General features: G+C 55.2%; 16 protein-coding genes. 6 read left to right on the top strand and 10 right to left on the bottom strand.

Annotated features, from left to right (window positions below):
- The first annotated feature begins 54 nt into the window (after nt 1-54).
- Nucleotides 55-1,569, top strand: a complete 1,515-nt coding sequence (locus ACXAIA_RS05770; RefSeq protein WP_475348499.1) for an aldehyde dehydrogenase (NADP(+)) — start codon at nt 55-57, stop codon at nt 1,567-1,569.
- A 55-nt stretch (nt 1,570-1,624) separates the two neighbouring features.
- Here the strand turns inward: ACXAIA_RS05770 and ACXAIA_RS05765 are convergent, their stop codons facing one another.
- The 4 genes from ACXAIA_RS05765 to ACXAIA_RS05750 form a co-directional block, all read right to left on the bottom strand.
- On the bottom strand, nt 1,625-2,806 hold the full coding sequence (locus tag ACXAIA_RS05765; protein ID WP_475348498.1) for a fumarylacetoacetate hydrolase family protein: 1,182 nt from the start codon (nt 2,804-2,806) through the stop codon (nt 1,625-1,627).
- A gap of 428 nt (nt 2,807-3,234) precedes the next feature.
- Nucleotides 3,235-4,704: an efflux transporter outer membrane subunit gene (locus ACXAIA_RS05760; RefSeq protein ID WP_475348497.1), complete on the bottom strand. Its 1,470-nt coding sequence runs from the start codon at nt 4,702-4,704 to the stop codon at nt 3,235-3,237.
- A gap of 15 nt (nt 4,705-4,719) precedes the next feature.
- Nucleotides 4,720-6,708 (bottom strand): MacB family efflux pump subunit, encoded by a 1,989-nt coding sequence (locus tag ACXAIA_RS05755; protein WP_475348496.1) that lies wholly within the window; start codon nt 6,706-6,708, stop codon nt 4,720-4,722.
- Between the two features lie 14 nt (nt 6,709-6,722).
- Nucleotides 6,723-7,913 (bottom strand): efflux RND transporter periplasmic adaptor subunit, encoded by a 1,191-nt coding sequence (locus tag ACXAIA_RS05750; RefSeq protein WP_475348495.1) that lies wholly within the window; start codon nt 7,911-7,913, stop codon nt 6,723-6,725.
- Between the two features lie 231 nt (nt 7,914-8,144).
- On the opposite strand from ACXAIA_RS05750, the gene ACXAIA_RS05745 reads away from it, so the two are divergent.
- Both ACXAIA_RS05745 and ACXAIA_RS05740 read left to right on the top strand, forming a co-directional pair.
- Nucleotides 8,145-8,858, top strand: a complete 714-nt coding sequence (locus ACXAIA_RS05745) for a response regulator transcription factor (RefSeq protein WP_475348494.1) — start codon at nt 8,145-8,147, stop codon at nt 8,856-8,858.
- On the top strand, nt 8,855-10,219 hold the full coding sequence (locus ACXAIA_RS05740) for a sensor histidine kinase (RefSeq protein WP_475348493.1): 1,365 nt from the start codon (nt 8,855-8,857) through the stop codon (nt 10,217-10,219). Before ACXAIA_RS05745 ends, ACXAIA_RS05740 begins: the two co-directional genes overlap by 4 nt.
- A 74-nt stretch (nt 10,220-10,293) precedes the next feature.
- Here ACXAIA_RS05740 and purU read toward each other — a convergent pair whose 3' ends face one another.
- The 6 genes from purU to ACXAIA_RS05710 form a co-directional block, all read right to left on the bottom strand.
- Nucleotides 10,294-11,178, bottom strand: coding sequence for a formyltetrahydrofolate deformylase (purU, locus tag ACXAIA_RS05735; protein ID WP_475346675.1), 885 nt, complete (start codon nt 11,176-11,178; stop codon nt 10,294-10,296).
- 82 nt (nt 11,179-11,260) lie between these two features.
- A complete protein-coding gene (glnT, locus tag ACXAIA_RS05730) occupies nt 11,261-12,565 on the bottom strand; it encodes a type III glutamate--ammonia ligase (protein ID WP_475348492.1) in 1,305 nt (434 codons plus the stop codon).
- An 84-nt stretch (nt 12,566-12,649) separates the two neighbouring features.
- Nucleotides 12,650-13,978: an FMN-binding glutamate synthase family protein gene (locus ACXAIA_RS05725; protein ID WP_475348491.1), complete on the bottom strand. Its 1,329-nt coding sequence runs from the start codon at nt 13,976-13,978 to the stop codon at nt 12,650-12,652.
- A gap of 67 nt (nt 13,979-14,045) precedes the next feature.
- The gene (locus ACXAIA_RS05720) at nt 14,046-14,732 is read right to left on the bottom strand and encodes a GltB/FmdC/FwdC-like GXGXG domain-containing protein (RefSeq protein WP_475348490.1); all 687 of its coding nucleotides are present in this window, start codon (nt 14,730-14,732) and stop codon (nt 14,046-14,048) included.
- Between the two features lie 82 nt (nt 14,733-14,814).
- Entirely contained in the window at nt 14,815-15,711 is an 897-nt protein-coding gene (locus ACXAIA_RS05715) for a class II glutamine amidotransferase (RefSeq protein WP_475346671.1), read from the bottom strand.
- A 118-nt stretch (nt 15,712-15,829) separates the two neighbouring features.
- Nucleotides 15,830-16,534: a helix-turn-helix domain-containing protein gene (locus ACXAIA_RS05710; protein WP_475346670.1), complete on the bottom strand. Its 705-nt coding sequence runs from the start codon at nt 16,532-16,534 to the stop codon at nt 15,830-15,832.
- Nucleotides 16,535-16,930: 396 nt separating this feature from the next.
- Between ACXAIA_RS05710 and ACXAIA_RS05705 the strand changes: the two genes are divergently transcribed.
- From ACXAIA_RS05705 to ACXAIA_RS05695, 3 genes are all read left to right on the top strand, one after another.
- On the top strand, nt 16,931-18,064 hold the full coding sequence (locus ACXAIA_RS05705; protein ID WP_475348489.1) for an aminomethyl transferase family protein: 1,134 nt from the start codon (nt 16,931-16,933) through the stop codon (nt 18,062-18,064).
- A gap of 85 nt (nt 18,065-18,149) precedes the next feature.
- Entirely contained in the window at nt 18,150-18,761 is a 612-nt protein-coding gene (locus ACXAIA_RS05700; RefSeq protein ID WP_475348488.1) for a dimethylamine monooxygenase subunit DmmA family protein, read from the top strand.
- Nucleotides 18,758-19,723: a PDR/VanB family oxidoreductase gene (locus ACXAIA_RS05695; RefSeq protein ID WP_475348487.1), complete on the top strand. Its 966-nt coding sequence runs from the start codon at nt 18,758-18,760 to the stop codon at nt 19,721-19,723. Before ACXAIA_RS05700 ends, ACXAIA_RS05695 begins: the two co-directional genes overlap by 4 nt.
- Nucleotides 19,724-19,729 lie beyond the last annotated feature (6 nt).

The following is a 19,729-nucleotide window of genomic DNA, read 5'->3' as shown; positions in this document are numbered from 1 at the left end:
GTCTGTTTCGCCAGACCTTTACCCCTATCCACGAAGTCCAAAGGATTGATTGAAATGTCTTATACCCTGACAGGAAAACATCTGATTGCCGGTGACTGGGTCGCCGGCGAGACGACCTTCCAGTCCGAACCGGCCCATGGCCCGGCCAATACCTTCCCGGTCGGAACGCCCGCCCTTGTTGATCAGGCCGCAAAGGCTGCTGAGGACGCGTTTTGGACCTTTGGCTATTCGACCCGCGAAGAGCGTGCCAAATTCATCAATACCATTGCCGATGAAATCGATGCGCGCGGCGATGAAATTACCGAAATCGGCACGCAGGAAACCGGCCTGCCGGAAGCCCGCCTGCAGGGTGAGCGCGGCCGTACCGTTGGTCAGCTGCGTCTGTTTGCCAGCCACATCCTTGATGGTGCTTACCTTGACCGTCGTCATGACGAAGCGCTTCCGGATCGCGCACCACTGCCGCGCCCGGATCTGCGTTTGATGCAGCGCCCGATTGGCCCGGTTGCCGTATTTGGTGCATCAAACTTCCCGCTGGCCTTTTCGGTCGCGGGCGGTGACACCGCATCGGCGCTGGCAGCCGGTTGCCCGGTCGTGGTCAAGGGCCATTCGGCCCATCCGGGCACGGGTGAAATTGTTGCGCAGGCGATTGATGCTGCGATCAAGAAATGCGGTATGCATCCCGGTGTCTTCAGCCTTATTCAGGGCGGCAAGCGCGATGTGGGCCAAAGCCTTGTGCAGCATCCGCTGATCAAGGCGGTTGGTTTTACCGGATCGCTTGGCGGTGGTCGTGCGCTCTATGATCTGTGTGCAGCCCGTCCGGAGCCGATCCCGTTCTTTGGCGAGCTCGGCTCGGTCAACCCGATGTTCCTGCTGCCCAGTGCTGTTAAGGCGCGCGGTGCGGAAATCGGAAAGGGCTGGGCAGGGTCGCTGACCATGGGCGCTGGCCAGTTCTGCACCAATCCGGGCATTGCTGTTGTGATCGAAGGCCCGGATGCGGATGCATTCGTTGCCGCGGCCAAGGAAGGTCTTGCTGACGTTGGTCCTCAGACCATGCTGACTGACGGTATGGCCGAAACCTATCGCGCTGGCGCAAAGCGTGTTGCTGCGACATCAGGCGTGCAGGAAGTTCTGACCACGTCGTGTGATCTGCGTAATGCCACGCCATATCTGTTCGAGACCACTGGAGAGAACTGGTTGGCCAACCACGAACTCGGTGAAGAGGTCTTTGGTCCGCTGGGTCTTGTGGTTCGGGTCAAGGATGTCGCTGAAATGCGCAAGATTGCCAAGTCGCTTGAAGGGCAGCTGACCTGCACACTTCATCTTGATGCAGCAGATGCGGCAGATGCCCGTTCGCTGCTGCCGATCCTCGAGCACAAGGCAGGTCGCGTTCTGGCCAACGGTTTCCCGACCGGTGTCGAAGTTTCCGATACTATGGTTCATGGCGGGCCGTATCCGGCTTCGACCAACTTTGGCGCGACTTCTGTGGGCACGATGGCGATCCGCCGCTTCCTGCGTCCGGTCTGCTACCAGAACATCCCGACCGATGTCCTGCCAGCCGATATCGCCTGATCCAGATCGGGATAAATCGTTAAAAAAGCCGCTCCATCCGGGGCGGCTTTTTGCGTTACAGCAGGCCTCTTTGCGTCAGATTGCGCATCAGCGCGCCGATGCCAAATTCCCATCTCGGGATTGTATCTGATGCGCCAACCTCGTTGATCAGGCTGCCAAGTTTCGGGGTGGCGATGGTGACGATATCGCCCGGCTTGTGGGTGAAGCCCTGACCGGTGCCATCCCGATCATCGGTCGGGGCAAACATGGTGCCCAGAAACAGCATGAAGCCATCCGGATATTGGTGATGCGCGCCAATCGTCTGGACGACAAGGCTTTCGGGTGGGCGACTGATTTGCGACATCGAACTGACCGCTTCCAGGTGATAACCGTCCTTGCCATCCACCGACATGGCAATGTCGGCGGCCTTGATGTCATCAAGGGTGAAGTGATTATCAAACAGACGGATGAACGGCCCGATGGCGCAGGACCCGTTATTATCCTTTGCCTTGCCCAGCAACAGTGCAGAGCGGCCTTCAACATCGCGCAGGTTGACATCATTGCCCAGCGTCGCGCCGACAATGCGGCCCCCCGATGTCACGGACAGAACGACTTCCGGTTCCGGATTGTTCCAGGTCGATAAGGGATGAATGCCAACCGGACTGCCGTGACCCATGGCCGATAGAACCGGCGCCTTGGTGAAAATCTCGGCATCCGGGCCAATGCCGACCTCAAGATATTGCGACCATGCGCCTTTCGCGATCAGAAGGTCCTTGATCTCTGCCGCCTTGGGGGAGCCGGGCTCAATATCGGCCAGGCTGCCGCCCAGAACGGCCATGATTTCAGAGCGGATATTATCGGCATTGGTGGCGTCCCCGCGCGCCTGTTCTTCGATCACGCGTTCGAGTAAGCTTGCGACAAACGTCACCCCGCTTGCCTTGATGACGTGCAAGTCATTGGGGGCCAGAAGATGCATTTTCTCGGGCGTCATGGCCGGGGAAGAATTAGCAAGTACCGTTTCAAGATCACCGAGGACGGGAAAGACATCCGGGTTGCCGAGTTTTGCCAACAGCCCGTCGATCTCAAGGATCTGGCTAATGGTGGGCGCGATTGAGCTGATGTCATACAGGCTACCGCCATCGCATAAAACCGGGACAGGGCCGGCAACATCAGGGTTCCAGACGCGTCCAAGCAGGATCGCCTGATCATGATCGCTTGGCAAAACTGTTGCGGGCGCGGATGGCAGATGATTTGGCATGACGTTTCCCTGATTGAGTGTTTAAGCCTGCTTGAGCGCGGCTTTAAAATAAACTCTTATCATAATAGGAATTGTTATTCACCTGTCAGGAAGTTGTCTGCAAACCAGGGTGGTTGGTGAAAGGGGTTGAACTCTTCGAACATTGGCGGCGGTGGACGGCGGCTCGGCAGGAATGTTCTGGTGTGAGAAATATCTTCGATGCGATCAGTTATGCGATGCGCGGCCTCGTTCCATGGGCAATATATTGCCGCACAGTCAAAATGTGGGGCTAGGCCATTTTGACTTTGGCTGAGCATATACTCTGTCTGGTTCAGGAGGTTTGACTCCCTGACAGTCAGGATCAAGGCAGCAAGGCAAAGTCCGCTTCCAGCAAGCATTAGAAATTTGCCCGTTCGGTGAGTGGTTTCCTTATCTTGGTGACGCATGGCTTAGGCCTCTGACGGTGGCAGTTCATTCGTTCCTGAGCGCTCGGCATTGCCGCCAAGCGCCTGATAAAGCGTGATGAGATTGGTGATGCGATCAAGCTGGTTTTCAAGAACCGTTTCTTCGGCGGTTCGTCGGTTTTCCTGTGCGTCAAGCCAATCCTGCATGGCTACGGCGCCGGACCTGAAGCGTGCCTCGTAAATACGTTCGGCATTTGCGGATGCTTCGACTGCAGCCTCAAGCCGTTCTGCCCGGCGATCGTAATTGGTGCGCGCCGAAAGGGCATTTTCAACATCTGCCATGGCGGCATAGGTGGTCTGGCGGAACTCGGCGATTGCCTGTTCATACTCGGCCTCGGAAACCTTGATATTCAGCTGGCCCTCATTCCAGTTGAGGAAGGGCAGGGCAAGGCTGGCACCGAGTGTACCAATCGGGTTGGATAACAGGTTGCGCAACTGATCACTGCTTGAGCCCATTGTGCCGGTCAAACTGATCGTGGGCAGCAGGCTGGTCTTGACGGAATTGAGCTCTTCAACACTTTCGCGCAAGCGAAGTTCAGCCGCATGTACGTCCGGGCGGCGTATCAGCAAGTCGGCGGGCAGTCCTTCAGGAATGTCGGGCAAGATACCTGCCGGAAGGGTTGCACGTGTGATCTCGATATCTGACGGCGGCTGATTGAACAAGATCGAGAGCGCATTTTTGGTCTCAGTCAGGCTTTGTTCAATTTGCGTGTAGGCCGCACGCTGTGTTTCCAGGTTGCTTCTGGCTTCGCTTACTTCAAGCGATGAGGTAGAGCCGGAGCTATACTGGACATCAACCAGATCAAGCGTCTGTTGGGCATAGTCAATGCTGGCCTGAGCGATATCGAGGCGCTGATGATAATAAACTGCCTGCCAGTAAAGTGTGGCAGTGGTACCAATCAGCGACAGTGCCGTGCTTTCGCGATCCTCAAGGGTGGCAAGCGCTTCCCATTTGGTGGCGTCATAGTCGTGGCCAAGCTTGCCCCAGAGATCAAGCTCATAACTGATCCCGGCTTCCACACCATAACTGCGCGTAATGTCACCATCGCTTTTGTTGTCTTCGCTGTCAAACTGGCGGGAAGTTGAGATGTCGCTGCCTGCAGAAAGATCAGGGTAAAGTGCATCTTCTGCCAAGCCAGCGGTGAGTTGGGCCTGACGAACTTTGATCGTGGCAGCGGCCAGATCGTTGTTGGTTTCAAGCGCCTTTGCGATCAGCGCATCGAGATGCGGATCGTTGAAATTTGCCCACCATTGCGTCTTTGCAACGGACTCAGTCATCGTGGCGGTGTCCTTGCCTTCGGTGCTGTCTGTCGCTTGGGGGATGGATGTTTCTGATACCCCCCATTGATTGGGCATCGTCATTTCCGGCAAGCTATAAGTGACTTCCGAAAGGCTTGAGCATCCCGCAAGCACCAGCATCGACAGAATGGATCCGGTTTTCAGTATGTTTTTCATGATTGGACCTTTCTGTTAGTCGCGCGACAGTGCATCGACAGGATCAAGCCTTGCGGCATTGCGGGCGGGCAAAAAGCCAAAGGTCACGCCGATAAGCGTTGCACAGGCGAAAGCGCCAATGATCGAAGCGGATGAATAGACCATCGAGAAACTGCTGCCGATGAGATCAAACAACGCGCCAATACCAAGAGCACTCAGAACACCAAGTGCTCCGCCCAGAATGCAGACGACAACCGCTTCAATCAGGAACTGGCGCAGAATGTCGCTTTGGCGTGCGCCAACAGCCATACGCACGCCAATCTCGCCGGTGCGTTCTGTGACGGAAACCAGCATGATGTTCATCACGCCGATGCCACCGACGATCAATGAAATGATGGCGATTGAGGAAATCAGAAGGGTCATCGTGCTTGTGGTCTTTTCGACCGTCTGCCGAATGCTGTCACTGTTGATGGTGAAGAAATCCTTGGTTCCGTGACGCAAGCTCAGAAGGTCGGAGATCTGGCTTTCAGCAACAGCAGGGGCGACGCTATCGGCGACCCGAACCGTGATGCTGCTCAGATAATTTTGGCCCAGAATGCGCGTAAGCGCTGTGCTGTGGGGAACCCAGATATTCAAGCTGTCCTGATTGCCAAAGGTGCTGGTTTTCTCGGCCGTGACCCCGATGACCTTGACCGGGACTGAGCCGAGAAGAATGACCTCGCCAATCGGGTTTTCTCCGTTCGGAAACAGCTTTTGCAGACTGTTGTCATCAATGATCGCAACTTGTGCACGGTTGGTAATTGCCGTTTGGTCGAACCAGCTGCCCTGCGCCATTTCATAGCCGCGTACACGATAGTAATCCGTTCCGACACCCGTGGTGTTGGCGTCAACTTCGATATTGCGATAGCGCAGGGTGACTGTGCTTGAAACTTGGGGGGTGACGCTGTCGACATAGTATTGATTGGATAGAACTTCTGCGTCGCCAACAGTTAGCGTTCTGATTTGATCGGCGTCACGATCACCAAAATCCTTGCCGCGATTGATATCAATCGTGCTGGTTCCAATTTCACTGATGTCGGAAAGGATGCGTTCCTGTGATCCTGTTCCAAGGGCCACAACAGAGACAACAGAGGCGATACCGATGATGATGCCAAGCATTGTCAGGAAAGTCCGCAGGCGATGCGCATTCATCGCGATCAGCGACATACGAAATGCTTCACCAAATCGGTTGATTTGCGAGATCCAGCTACCACCGTTGTTTTGCACGGGGGCGGTGGTGATATCACGTTCAGTGTTGTTCTTGGCGGTAATCCGTTCATCACGAATGATTTCGCCATCGCGTATCTCAATGATGCGCTCTGCATGGGCTGCGACATCCTGATCATGTGTGACCAGAATAACGGTTTGACCATCGCGATGCAGATTGCGCAACAGATCAAGAGTTTGCTTGCCGCTTTGGCTGTCGAGTGCACCGGTTGGTTCATCCGCCAGAATGACGTCCCCACCATTCATCAGAGCCCGGGCAATACTGACGCGCTGTTGCTGTCCGCCGGAAAGCTGGCTGGGACGGTGGTTAATGCGTTCACCCAAACCCACGCGGTTCAGAATGTCTGTCGCCCTTGCAGTACGTTCTTCCGGATCCGTTCCGGAATAGATCGCAGGCACTTCGACATTGCCCAATGCCGTCAGGTCGGACAGCAGATGGTAGCGTTGAAAGATGAATCCAAAATATTCCCGTCTCAGGGCGGCGAGCTCGTCGGGTTCAAGATCGCCGGTTAAACGTCCATTGATGCGGTATTCGCCCTCTGTCGGGCGATCAAGACAGCCGAGGATATTCATCAGGGTCGATTTGCCCGATCCCGAGGCACCAATGATAGCGACCATTTCGCCGCGTTCGATTGTCAGGTCTACACCCTTCAAAACTGCAATTTGGTCTTCGCCCGCTGGGTAATGTCGCCAAAGGTTGCGAACTTCAATCAGTGGTGCCGTTGTCGCATTACCGGTCGGGGTTTGGTTCGTTGCCATTGTTTCATGCATGATTAGAACATCCCGCCAGGAGGGCCGCGTCGATCACTATCGGTGCTCGTGATTTCGTTGCTGTTGGCGATGCCGACCACAATCTCGTCATCGGCATCCAGACCGCTGGTGACTTCGGCATCAATATTGGTGTTCAATCCAACCGTGACTGTCCGGGGCTCGGCCATGCCTTCGGCATTAATAACATCAAGAACATAAGTACCATCCGGGTTGGGGCCGGCCAGTGATGCAGATGGCACGATCATGGTATTTTCGGACTTGTTCAAAGTAATGACGACTTCTGCTGTCATCCAGAGCCGCAAAAGTCGGTCAGGATTTTCGACGTCGAACAGGGCGTTGTAATAAACGGCTTCGTCATCGGTATTTTCATCATCATCTTCAATCCCGGTCGGGGCAGGTTCGATGGCGCGAAGGGTGCTGTGATAGAGGGTGTTGGAATCCCCCAGAACTGTGAAAGAGACCGGCAGGCCCTCGGTGATATGAATGATGTCGGCTTCTGATACCTCCGCCTTGATCGTGACGGTGTCCAGCTTGGCCAGTTTGATGATGGTCGGCGCTTCCTGAGAAGCGTTGACTGTCTGGCCTTCCTTGACGGGAAGGGCGACAACTGTTCCATCCATAGTGGCGGTGATTTTGGTATAAGCAAGATCAATCCGAGCTGTGTCGACGGCAATTTCGGCCTGAGTGATTTGGGCTTTCAGGGCATCTATATCGGCCTTGGCAATCGCAAGCGTCGCCTGTGCAGCATCAAAATCTTCCTGAGGGGACGCATCGAGGGCGCGCATTTTCTTTTGGCGCGCGAAATCAAGCTCTGCCTGTTTCAGGGTTGCTTGCTCTGCTGCGAGTTGAGCCTTGATATTGGTAAGAGACGCTTCGGCTTCGCTCAGGTCGTTTTCCTGGGTTGCAGGATCGATTTCGGCAATCAGGTCGCCTTTGGAAATACGATCTCCCAACTTCACATGAAGAACTTTGATTTGACCCGACACCTGCGCACCAACACTGACGAGTTTGGAGGCACTGACGGTACCGGTTGCCAGAACCGTCTCTTCGAGTGTGCCGATACGGGGTTTTGCTGTGACATACTGGGGGCCGGCGCTGGTGGGAAACAGATAGTACTGTAACCCCCAAGCGACAGCGGCCACGACAGCCATTGCAATAATAATGTTTCGAATGCGTTTCACAGATTTGGTCATCAAGCATGTCTTCCTGAAGTCAATCAGTCGCGCAGCATGCGCATTTCTGATGCAACAGAGATAGCAAGCCAACAAACCTGTGTGGGTGAGGAGGACGAAAATGATGTGTAAGGAATGTGTAAAGACGGCCCGGAGCCCCTTTTAACCGGCGCATTCATGGCTACAATGGGATGATCGGAACAACAAAAATGCCCTAGCAATCCCGCAATGCTCAGGAAAGACCCAGACGACGTGACCCGGATATTACTTGTTGATGATGATGCCGAGCTCGGAGCGATGCTTGCAGAGTATCTTGAAGGCGAAGGTTTTCAGGTTTCTCAGGCCTATAACGGCAAGGAGGGGCTGGCGCGCGCCCTTCAGGGTAATTATGCCGCGATCCTTCTCGATATCATGATGCCCGGCATGGGCGGGATTGATGTGCTGCGTGAATTGCGTGCCCAAAGTCGCGTACCCGTCATCATGCTGACCGCCAAGGGAGACGATGTTGATCGCGTTGTCGGACTGGAGTTGGGCGCAGATGACTATATCCCCAAACCCTATTACCCGCGTGAGTTGGTCGCTCGTCTTCGGGCGGTTTTGCGTCGAGCAGAGCCGGTTTCGACTAACGGTGAAACCAATGCCGGGACGTCAAACAAATCAGAAGAATTGTTGCATGACAAACTGGTCCTGAAAACCGCCAGTCGCATGGCGAGCTATGACGGGACGCTCCTTGACCTGACCGTATCGGAATTCAATTTGCTGGAAGTTTTGATGCGTGCCGAGAAGCGGGCATTGTCCAAGGACGAACTTTCGCGTGAGGTGCTTGGTCGACCACGTGAAGTGTATGATCGCTCCATCGACGTGCATATGAGTAACCTGCGACAGAAGCTTCTGACAGCAAGCGGCGATGCAGGGCTTGTTGAAACTGTGCGCGGGTTTGGCTATCGGCTGAGGCAAGAAGCATGAAATCGCGGCTGTTTGGTAAAATACTTGTCGGGTTCATCGTCACCTTTTCCGCGATTTCGGTCGGGGTCTGGATGCTGCTTCAATTATATGGTGGACCGCCGGAACCATTTCATATCGGGTATCTGAAAAGAACTGCTCCAGGCTATCTGGATAACGCAGCACAGGTTGCGGAAATTGGTGGCCTTGATGCTGTCCGCGAGACGATTTCGCATTGGCCGGCACTGGAACGTCGTCGTTTGGTTCTTGTGACAGGACCGTACATCGAAGAATCCTTTGAACATCCTGACAATAATGATCCGGAATGGATGGACAGTCTGAAGGCGCGACCGGAACTTGAACGTGTTGTTACAGGACCGTCTGGAGAGAAAATTCGCATCATTCTTGATGTCAGTGACATCATTGCTGAAATCCCGGAACGGTCACGATGGCAGGTCCCCAACCCACTGATCATTCTTGGCGTGCTTGGTGCGCTGATCTTTAGTGGTGCATTGGCCTGGTATCTGACGCGTCCAATCCTGAAAATCAGTAACGGTTTTGATGAGCTTTCAAACGGGAACCTGGATTTTCGATTGGGCGACAGTATGGGACGCCGTCGTGACGAAATTGCCGATCTGGCGCGCGACTTTGATGTCATGGCTGACCGTTTGCAACGATTGGTTTATGCGCGTGATCGGTTGCTAAACGACGTTTCCCATGAATTGCGATCTCCGCTTGCGCGCATGCAACTGGCTGTTGGCCTTGCACGTCAGAAGCCGGACAAAAACGAAGTTTCTCTCGATCGGATTGAAAAGGAGGCGGGGCGTCTTGATGACCTGGTTGGTGAACTGCTGACCCTTGCGCGGGTGGAAAGTAACGCAGCACAGCATCAGGCCTGGATCGATATGAAGCCGCTTCTCGGGCGTGTAATCAGCGATGCCCGCTTTGAAGCCGATGGGGCGGGGATTACAGTTTCGACCGACTTCGGTCCGTGTCCCCGTTACGATGGCAAGATGCCGGCAATGCATGGCAATCCGGAGCTTTTGCGTCGTGCCTTTGAAAATGTTGTCAGAAATGCACTGCGCCATTCGATCGAGGGGCAGGTCGTTCACATCACCGTGGATTGCGATACGGAGTACAACCAGTTCCGCATTGCAATTGCTGATGAGGGGCCCGGCATTGATCCTGAAAAGCTTGATGCCTTGTTCGAGCCGTTTGTTCGCAGCGAATCAGATGCCTGGGGCGGCGGATTTGGTCTGGGCTTGTCCATAGCCCAACGCGCCATTCGCGCTCATGGCGGGAATATCATCATCAAGAATGGCGAAGAGCGCGGTCTGAATGTGCTGATTTCTTTGCCATACCAGATGCGCGATGCCGAGATTTAAACAGCGGTACTAAAAAAACACCCCGATCATTGTTGGATCGGGGTGCTTCATATCTGCAATCTTTTTAAGGCAGGTCAGCCCATGCGCTCCGATGCGTAGCTTCCCGGGCTCGGCGGGAAGACGATGGTGCGGTTGCCGTTAATGAACGAACGGTGGTGGATATGGGCGTGTACCGCACGTGCCAGCACCTGGCTTTCAACGTCACGGCCAATCGACACGTAATCGGCCGAGTTCTGGGCGTGGGTGATGCGGGCAATGTCCTGCTCAATGATCGGACCTTCATCAAGGTCGGCGGTCACATAGTGGGCGGTCGCCCCGATCAGTTTGACCCCGCGCTCATAGGCCTGACGATAGGGGTTTGCTCCCTTGAAGCTTGGCAGGAAGGAATGGTGGATGTTGATGATCTTGCCGCTCATCTTCTTGCACAGGCTGTCAGAGAGAACCTGCATGTAGCGGGCAAGAACGATCAGCTCGACATCATAGTCGGACACCAGATCGAGAAGCTTTTTCTCGGCTTCCGGTTTGTTTTCCTTGGTCACGGAGATGTGGTGGAAGGGAATGTCGTGATTAACGACAACCTTTTGATAATCAAGGTGGTTTGACACCACACCAACGATATCAATCGGCAGCGCACCGATCTTCCAGCGATACAGCAGATCATTCAGGCAATGACCAAAGCGCGACACCATCAGAAGAACTTTCATCTTCTCGGAGCTGTCACGAATTTCGTATTTCATGCCGAGTTCGGCTGCAGGACCCTCAAATCCCCGGGTGAGGGTTTCCTGATCAACGCCTTCTTCACTGACGAAGGCGACCCGCATGAAGAACAGACCCGTTTCAAGGTCATCGAATTGTGAGCTATCGGTAATGTTGCAACCATGCCCGGCCAAATAGGCCGAAATAGCAGCAACCACCCCGCGCTGGGAGTCGCAGGAAACGGTCAGGACGTAGCTTTTCATCGCGTCTGGCTTTCTCGTTTGCTGTAATCAAAAATTGCCCGGCCCCGTCCATCGGGGAGGAAGATGGGGCCGGGCAGAAGCATTAAATATCAAGTGTGTTCTCACGTTCCCAGCGGGAAAAGTGAGAAACATAAGAATTCCACTCGGTCTGCTTGAGTTTGAGGTAGGCACTCGAGAATTCCTTGCCCATCGCCAGCTGAAGGTCTTCGTTCGATCCCATCTCGCGCAGGGCATCCAGAAGGTTCAATGGCAGACGCGGCGCATCCTTGATCAGGTGACCTTCCTGATACATGTCGATGTCGTAATGCGGTCCCGGATCGGCATTGGTCGCCATGCCATCAAGCCCCGCAGCAATAATTACGGCCTGCAGAAGATAGGGGTTGGTCGCCCCGTCTGGCAGGCGCAATTCAAAGCGGCCCGGTCCCGGGACACGCACCATGTGGGTGCGGTTGTTGCCCGTCCAGGTGACGGTGTTCGGGGCCCAGGTCGCACCGGACATGGTGCGCGGTGCGTTGATGCGCTTATAGGAATTGACCGTCGGGTTGGTGATGACCGCCATGGCCGAGGCATGCTTCATGATGCCGCCCAGGAAATGCTTGCCCTTGGCTGACAGGCCAAACGGCATGTCATCATCGGCAAAGGCATTGCCGCCGTCATTGTCCCAGACCGAAACGTGGCAGTGACACCCATTGCCGGTCAGACCCGGGAAGGGCTTGGGCATGAAGGTTGCGCGAAGGCCATGCTTTTCGGCAATCGATTTGACCATGAACTTAAAGAAGGAATGCTTGTCTGCGGTTTTAAGCGCGTCATCAAATTCCCAGTTCATTTCAAACTGGCCATTGGCGTCTTCATGGTCGTTCTGATACGCGCCCCAACCGAGTTCGAGCATATAGTCGCAAATCTCGGCGATGACGTCATAGCGGCGCATGACGGCCTGCTGGTCATAGCACGGTTTCTCCGCTGTATCGGCCGGATCGGAGATTTCCGAACCATCGGTGGTGACAAGGAAGAATTCCGCCTCGACCCCGGTTTTGACATTGAGTCCAAGCTCGGCCGCCTTGGCAATCTGCGCTTTCAGGACATTACGCGGCGCCTGTTCGACCGGTGTGCCTTCCATGACGCAATCGGCCGCAACCCAGGCGACTTCCGGTTTCCAGGGAAGCTGGATGACGGAATCCGGATCAGGAATGGCGAACATATCCGGATGGGCCGGGCTGAGGTCAAGCCAGGTGGCAAAACCGGCAAAGCCCGCACCTTCTTCCTGCATGTCGGCAATTGCCTGGGTCGGGACAAGTTTGGCGCGCTGTCCGCCAAACAGATCCGTAAAGCTGATCATGAAGTATTTGATGCCGCGTTCCCGGGCAAAGGCTGATAGATCCTTGGTCATCGAAGTCCCCTGACGAATTCTTTGCGGTGCCATCGGCGTTCCGGCACGCGCTAACACGTGCCGAGCCGACGGTTCGGTTATGGTTTAGAAGCCTCCCTGTCCGGGAACCCAGTTGGTCCCGGCGAGCGGTACACCAGCCATGGCGGCCGCTTCGATATTCAGTGCGCAGAGATCCTCGGGTTCGAGGTTGTGCACATGATTTTTGCCGCAGGCGCGCGCAATTGTTTGCGCTTCAAGGGTCATGACCTTCAGATAGTTGGCCAGTCGCCGTCCGGCGGCGATCGGATCAACCCGCTTCATCAGGTCGGCATCCTGTGTCGTGATGCCTGCGGGATCACGACCTTCATGCCAGTCGTCATAGGCACCGGTGGTGGTGCCAAGTTCATTATATTCTTCTTCCCATTTAGGGTCGTTGTCACCAATGGCAACAAGGGCTGCGGTCCCGATGGAAACCGCATCCGCGCCAAGGGCAAGCGCCTTGGCCACATCGGCACCATTGCGGATGCCACCCGAAACGATCAGCTGTACTTTGCGATGCATGCCCATGTCTTGCAATGCTTTTACCGCCGGGCGGATGCAGGCAAGGGTCGGCTGACCGACATGCTCGATAAAGACTTCCTGGGTGGCGGCCGTGCCGCCCTGCATGCCATCAAGCACGATGACATCCGCACCGGCTTTGACTGCAAGGGCCACGTCATAATAGGGGCGTGCGCCACCAACCTTGATGAAGATCGGCTTTTCCCAGTCGGTGATTTCGCGGATTTCCTGAATTTTGATTTCAAGATCATCCGGGCCGGTCCAGTCCGGATGACGGCAGGCTGAACGCTGATCAATGCCCATCGGCAGGTTGCGCATTTCAGCAACGCGATCGGAAATCTTCTGACCCAGCAGCATGCCGCCGCCGCCCGGTTTCGCGCCCTGACCAATGACGATTTCAATCGCATCGGCACGTTTGAGATCGCGCGGGTTCATGCCATAGCGTGACGGCAGATACTGATAAACAAGCTGGGTGGAATGGCCGCGCTCTTCCTCGGTCATGCCGCCATCGCCTGTCGTGGTCGATGTGCCCGCCGCCGATGCGCCGCGTCCAAGGGCTTCCTTGGCCGGACCGGAAAGTGAGCCAAAGCTCATACCGGCAATCGTGATCGGAATTTTAAGTTCGATCGGTTTCTTGGCAAAGCGGGTGCCGAGCGTAACAGCCGTTTCGCATTTCTCACGATACCCTTCGAGCGGATAGCGCGACATGGACGCACCAAGGAACAGCAGATCATCAAAATGCGGGACCTTGCGTTTCGCGCCACCACCACGGATGTCATAAATGCCAGTCGCGGAAGCACGGCGGATTTCCGAAAGGGTGTAGTCATCAAAGGTTGCCGATTTACGCGGCGTCGTAACGGGATTTTTGTAGCTCATGTTCTGATCCTGTCTTTGGGCTGAACTGCGCAAATTTTCGATGCTGCGCAGGTCTCAGCGTGCCGCATCAATAGGCGTCGAAATTATCGACATTGAAGTTGTAAAGCGTTCTGGCCGAGCCATAGCGGGTGAATTCCTCTGGCTTCACATCGGTAATGCCCGCGTCAGATAGAAGCTTGGTCAGAAGCTCGATATGTTCAGGCCGCATTTCCTTTTTCTCGCAATCGGCACCGAGGCTTTTGACCGTGCCGCGCACAAAAAGGCGCGCTTCATACAGGGAATCACCAAGTGCATCACCGGCATCGCCCAGAACAACAAGGTTACCTGACTGCGCCATGAAGGCTGACATGTGGCCGATATTGCCTTTGACGACGATATCGACACCTTTCATCGAAATGCCACAGCGTGAGGACGCGTTGCCTTCGATCACCAGCAACCCGCCATGGGCGGTGGCACCGGCATACTGGCTGGCATCGCCCTTGATGACGACTTTGCCCGACATCATGTTTTCCGCCACACCCGGGCCGGCATTGCCATTGACCGTGATGGTGGCCTTTTCATTCATGCCTGCACAGTAATAGCCGACACTTCCATCAATCGTGACATTGACAGCTGCGTCGATGCCGACAGCAACGGCATGTGAGCCCCGCGGGTTGGTAACTTCGAAATCTTCAGCAGGGCCACTTTTATCAAGCGCATGCAGCGCCTGATTGAGCGCGCGCAGTTCGGTGGTTGCAAGATCAAACACTGGCATGTGTGTTCCTTCCTCATTTGACCGCGAAAAATCTTGCGGTCGGTCGGCGCGCCATCGCAGCAGCCGACAGGGTTCGTGTTAATCAGTGTTCCCAGAAATAAACGGTGGCCGGTTCCGGCTCCCAAACCTTGGCGTCTTCGATGCCCGGCAGGTTGACCAGTGCACGGTATTCGGATCCGAATGCGACATAGGCATCGGTTTCCGCCATCACGGCCGGTTTGCAGGCAATCGGATCGCGGACAACACCAAAGCCCGATTTGGTGCCCACGACAAAGGTGAAGAAACCATCCAGGTCATCAAGCGCGCTGGTCAGTGCTTCGCCCAGGTTCTTGCCCTTGGCCATTTCGCCAGTCAGATAGGCAGCGGCGACCTCGGAATCGTTCTGGGTTTCAAGGCGAATACCTTCGCGCGTCAGTTCGCGCCTAAGGTTGTTATGGTTTGACAGTGATCCATTATGGACAAGGCACTGGTCCGACCCGGTCGAGAAGGGGTGCGCGCCAAGCGTTGTCACCGCACTTTCGGTTGCCATGCGGGTATGGCCAATACCGTGGGTGCCGGTCATATCCGAAATCTTGAAGCGTTCGAGCACATCCTTGGGTAGACCGACTTCCTTGTAGATCTCCATCGCACTGCCGGTGCCCATGACACGGACATCGGGGCGGAGTTCTTCAAGGGCGGTACGGGTCGCATCAAGCTGATCGCTTGAAACCGTAATGACTGCATGGGTGCTTTTAGGCAGGATCGATGCGTTTGTGATCCCCGCCTTGCGCAGGTCTTCGGTCAGGCCGGCAAAATCTGTTTCCGGGTCCGGAGACTGGATCGTGAGTTTGGCCAGATTATTCTGGTCAGCACCATAAATTGCGATGCCCGCGCTATCGGGCCCACGGTCGGTCATGGTCACCAGCATTTCGGACAGCAAAGTGCCGAGCTGCGGTTCCAGACTTTTATCTTTAAGGAATAAACCAACAATGCCGCACATGGCAGGACAGTCTCCATTCTGTTTCTGAAACGGAGACTACCTGTTCGCGAATGCGGAATCAACTATGAAGAATAAAAATTTCTTCTGAGTGAATTGATTTTTTCACTCTGGTGAAGGTCTATCCCCGCGCCGGATAGCAGATGATGGACAGATAACGTATTGGAAATGAAAGAAGTTCTTCCGGTCCATGGCGGGCGTCAGCATCAAAGAACAGGCTGTCGCCGGATTTCATGTAGTAAAGCTGATCGCCATGGCGGTAGCGCACTTCACCCTCAAGCAAATAGATGAATTCCATGCCTTCATGCTGGAAAGCGGGGAAGCTGCTCGACTCCTCGGTCAGGGTCAGCAAATAAGGCTCCACCACCACGCCGCTGGTGTTGTTATCGATATGACCCAGCAGGTTATATTCATGGCCCGCGCGCGTACCGCGACGCTCAATCGCAATCCCTTCGCCGGCTTTGACAAAGACCGCATTGCGCGGTTCTTCATATCGGCGGAAGAAATCGGTCAGCGGCACGCCCAGCGCACTGGCCAGTGCCTGAAGCGAGGTCAGGGACGGCGATGTCACACCGTTTTCGATCTTGGACAGCATCCCCATCGAGATCCCGGTTGCTGAGGCAAGATCCGAAATCGTAATGCCCAGTTTCTTGCGCAGCGCCCGGACTTCGTGGCCGATGGCGATTTCCAGATTGTTTTCCTTGGGCTCGCGGAGCGCATGCGGGTCCTGGGTGAGGGCGGCGGGTTTGCTCATCGAGTCCATGCCTGATCCTTGCTCGCTTGTGTCGGTGGTCTGCACTGCTTGGTGTGGTTTTGTTTCTGCCATGCTGGCTTGCCTTCCGTCACCGGTTGTCTCCCGGTGCGGTTCCTGCTCGTTTCTGGTTTCCTCAATCGGTCCCTTTGCGGGGCCTGCTTTTATATCGGTCGTATGAGGCCCGGGCTTTTACCATCTCGGGTCGCAGATACGCCATAGGCATGACTTACACTGGCAGGAAATATTTATCAACTACAGGGAAAATATATTTGCCAGATCCCTATACCAATGGCGCTGGGCGAAGTTGCTGCAATGCCGCGCAAAATAGCCTTTGAGGAATAAAATTTGAATAGAATGAAAAATAATTATTGCGTTCGCGAACAAGTTGCCGCCAAAATATAGAACAAAATAAGCCAGAATTAGCGCGCTGATTGTGCGCAAAGGCAATCATATCAGGAGGCCATCACTATGACTGCGAGCTGGAGATTTTCAGCCCTTGCCGACCGGCATCGTGCGCTTGGTTCCAATCTGGAAGACTGGAGCGGGATGGGCACAGCCTGGACCTATGACAAGGACTGGGACGAGGAATATGTCGCGATCCGCACCAAAGCCGGGATCATGGATGTTTCGGGCTTGAAAAAGGTTCACATCACCGGCGCGCATGCATCCCACGTCATCGACTATGCCACCACGCGCAACGTCGAAAAGATCTATCCCGGTAAATCGGTTTATGCCTGCATGCTCAACGATCAGGGCAAATTCACCGATGACTGCGTGATTTATCGCATGGGTCCGAATTCCTGGATGGTGGTTCACGGATCTGGCACCGGGCACGAAGAACTGACCAAGGCGGCTGTCGGTCGCGATGTGTCGGTTCGTTTTGACGACAACCTGCATGATCTGTCACTGCAGGGGCCGCTTGCCGTCGATTATCTGGCGGAATATGTGCCGGGCATTCGCGATCTGCCCTATTTCCATCACATGCAGACCCAGCTGTTTGGTCTGCCGGTGATGATTTCGCGCACCGGCTATACCGGTGAACGCGGCTATGAGATTTTCTGTCGCGGTCAGGATGCCGGGGTGATCTGGGATCGTATCGTTGCCGAGGGCAAGGATATGGGCATCATCCCGACCCGCTTTACCACGCTTGATATGCTGCGTGTTGAAAGCTACCTGCTGTTTTACCCTTATGATAACTCGCAGATGTATCCGTTCGAAAATGAAGGTCCGGGCGATACGCTTTGGGAGCTTGGCCTTGATTTCACCGTCAGCCCCGGCAAAACTGGCTTCCGCGGTGCCGAGGAACATTATCGTCTGAAGGGCAAGGAACGCTTCAAGATCTTTGGCATCCTGTTTGATGGCAAGGAAGTCCCGGCCGAAGGGGCCGAAGTGTTCAAGGACGGTAGCAAGGTCGGTGTCGTGACCTGTGCGATGTATTCCCCGCTCAAGGATCAGACCATGGCGATTGCCCGTCTGGCGGTGGATTGCGCCGAACAGGGTGTGCGCCTTGAGGTTGCTGGCGAAAAAGGCATGCTCGGCGGAATGGCCCATACCATGCCATTTGACGACCCCACCAAATCGAAAAGAACAGCCAAGGGTTAAGCCAGATGACCGGGGGCTGCCAGAGGGGCCCCCGGATCACGCGCCTTGATCCTTGTGGTTTCTGACAGAATGGGACCCCGCTACCATGTCTGAGAGTATCATCGAAGAAAGCATTCTTTCCCGTCCGACTTATGGCACGCTTAAGATCGTGCCGGGTCTGGCGCATTATTTTCTGGCCGATGCATCCGGTGCCGAATGTGTCATTCGCGTTGTGCAGGAACTGCCGCGCGACATGATGGAAAAGGTGCATATCCTGTATGTGCCGACCCCGGGTGAGGCCGCCCTTATCACGTCGCTTTATGCACTCGGCGCCAACCGGTTTGAACATTTCCCGACCATTGAAGAGGCCGTCGCAAAGCTTGGCGAATGGTTGTCGGACGCCAAGATGGGCACGCAGCTTTATCTTGCCGGGACCGAAGGTCTTGTCGGGCAGGGTGTTGCCAAGGGCGAGGAATGCGGCCTCGATCATACAGCCGTGCAGTGTGAACACCGTGGGAGTCTGGCGCGGCGTGTTCAGTGTGTTCACTGCAAAACCATGATCGAGGATGTCACCACCCAGCCGGTCAAATGCCCGTCCTGTGACTTGTTGCTGTTTGTGCGCGATCACTATTCCCGGCGTTTGGCTGCCTTCCAGGGTGTGTGCATCAATGCCGAAGACCCGACTGAGGAAATCGAAATCAAGGAGGTGTTCAAATGAGTGCATCCGATCATTTGATTCCGGTTGTCGTCAGCAACGTGGTCGAGGTCAATCCGATCATCAAACGGTTCGAATTCAAGCATGTGAATGGCGATGAACTGCCGGCCTTTTCCGGCGGGGCGCATATCGTTGTCGAGATGCTGGATGATGGCACGAAACGCAAAAATCCCTACTCACTGATGAGTTCGCCGTTTGAGCGCGATCAGTATGCGATTTCAGTGCGTCGTGACGATACCGGGCGCGGTGGATCGAAATACATGCATGAGCAGGTGCGACCCGGCATGGAGATGAAAATCTCCGCCCCGGTCAATTTGTTCTCACTCGATCTTCGCGCCAAAAAACACCTGATGATCGCAGGCGGGATTGGCATAACGCCGTTCATCGCCCAGATGACCCAGGCCGACAAACTCGGTGTGCCGTTTGAGCTGCATTATGCCGCGCGATCCGTCTCGCAAGCGGCATATATGGATAGCCTTGCCGATCGCTTTGGCGACCATGTGTCGTGCTATTGCGATGATCAGGGCGAAGGCGTTGATTTCGAAGCGCTTCTGTCCAGTCAGCCCTTGGGCACGCATGTATATGTTTGCGGCCCCAAAGGCATGATCGAACGGGTGGTTGAAACCGCCACGCATTTGGGGTGGCCAGCAGCCCATGTTCATTTTGAACACTTCCTCGCGCCACCGGTTGGTGAACCCTTTGAAGTGCATCTGGCCAAGGCCGGGATTGATATCACCGTCGGGGCCGAGCAAAGCCTGCTTGAAGCGGTCGAAGCATCGGGCACCCCGATCAATTGCATGTGCCGTGGCGGGGCTTGTGGTCAGTGTGAAACGGCTGTCGTCTCGTGCGACGGCGAGATCATGCACAACGACCACTGGCTTGATGAAGAACAGCGCGCATCCAAGCAGCTGATCATGCCGTGTGTTTCGCGCTTCCGTGGCAAACGCCTTGAACTTGATCTGTAAGGGGGA

The sequence above is a fragment of the Thalassospira sp. ABL2_045 genome, assembly GCF_056161285.1.
This window is presented reverse-complemented; position numbering and strand designations above follow the sequence as displayed.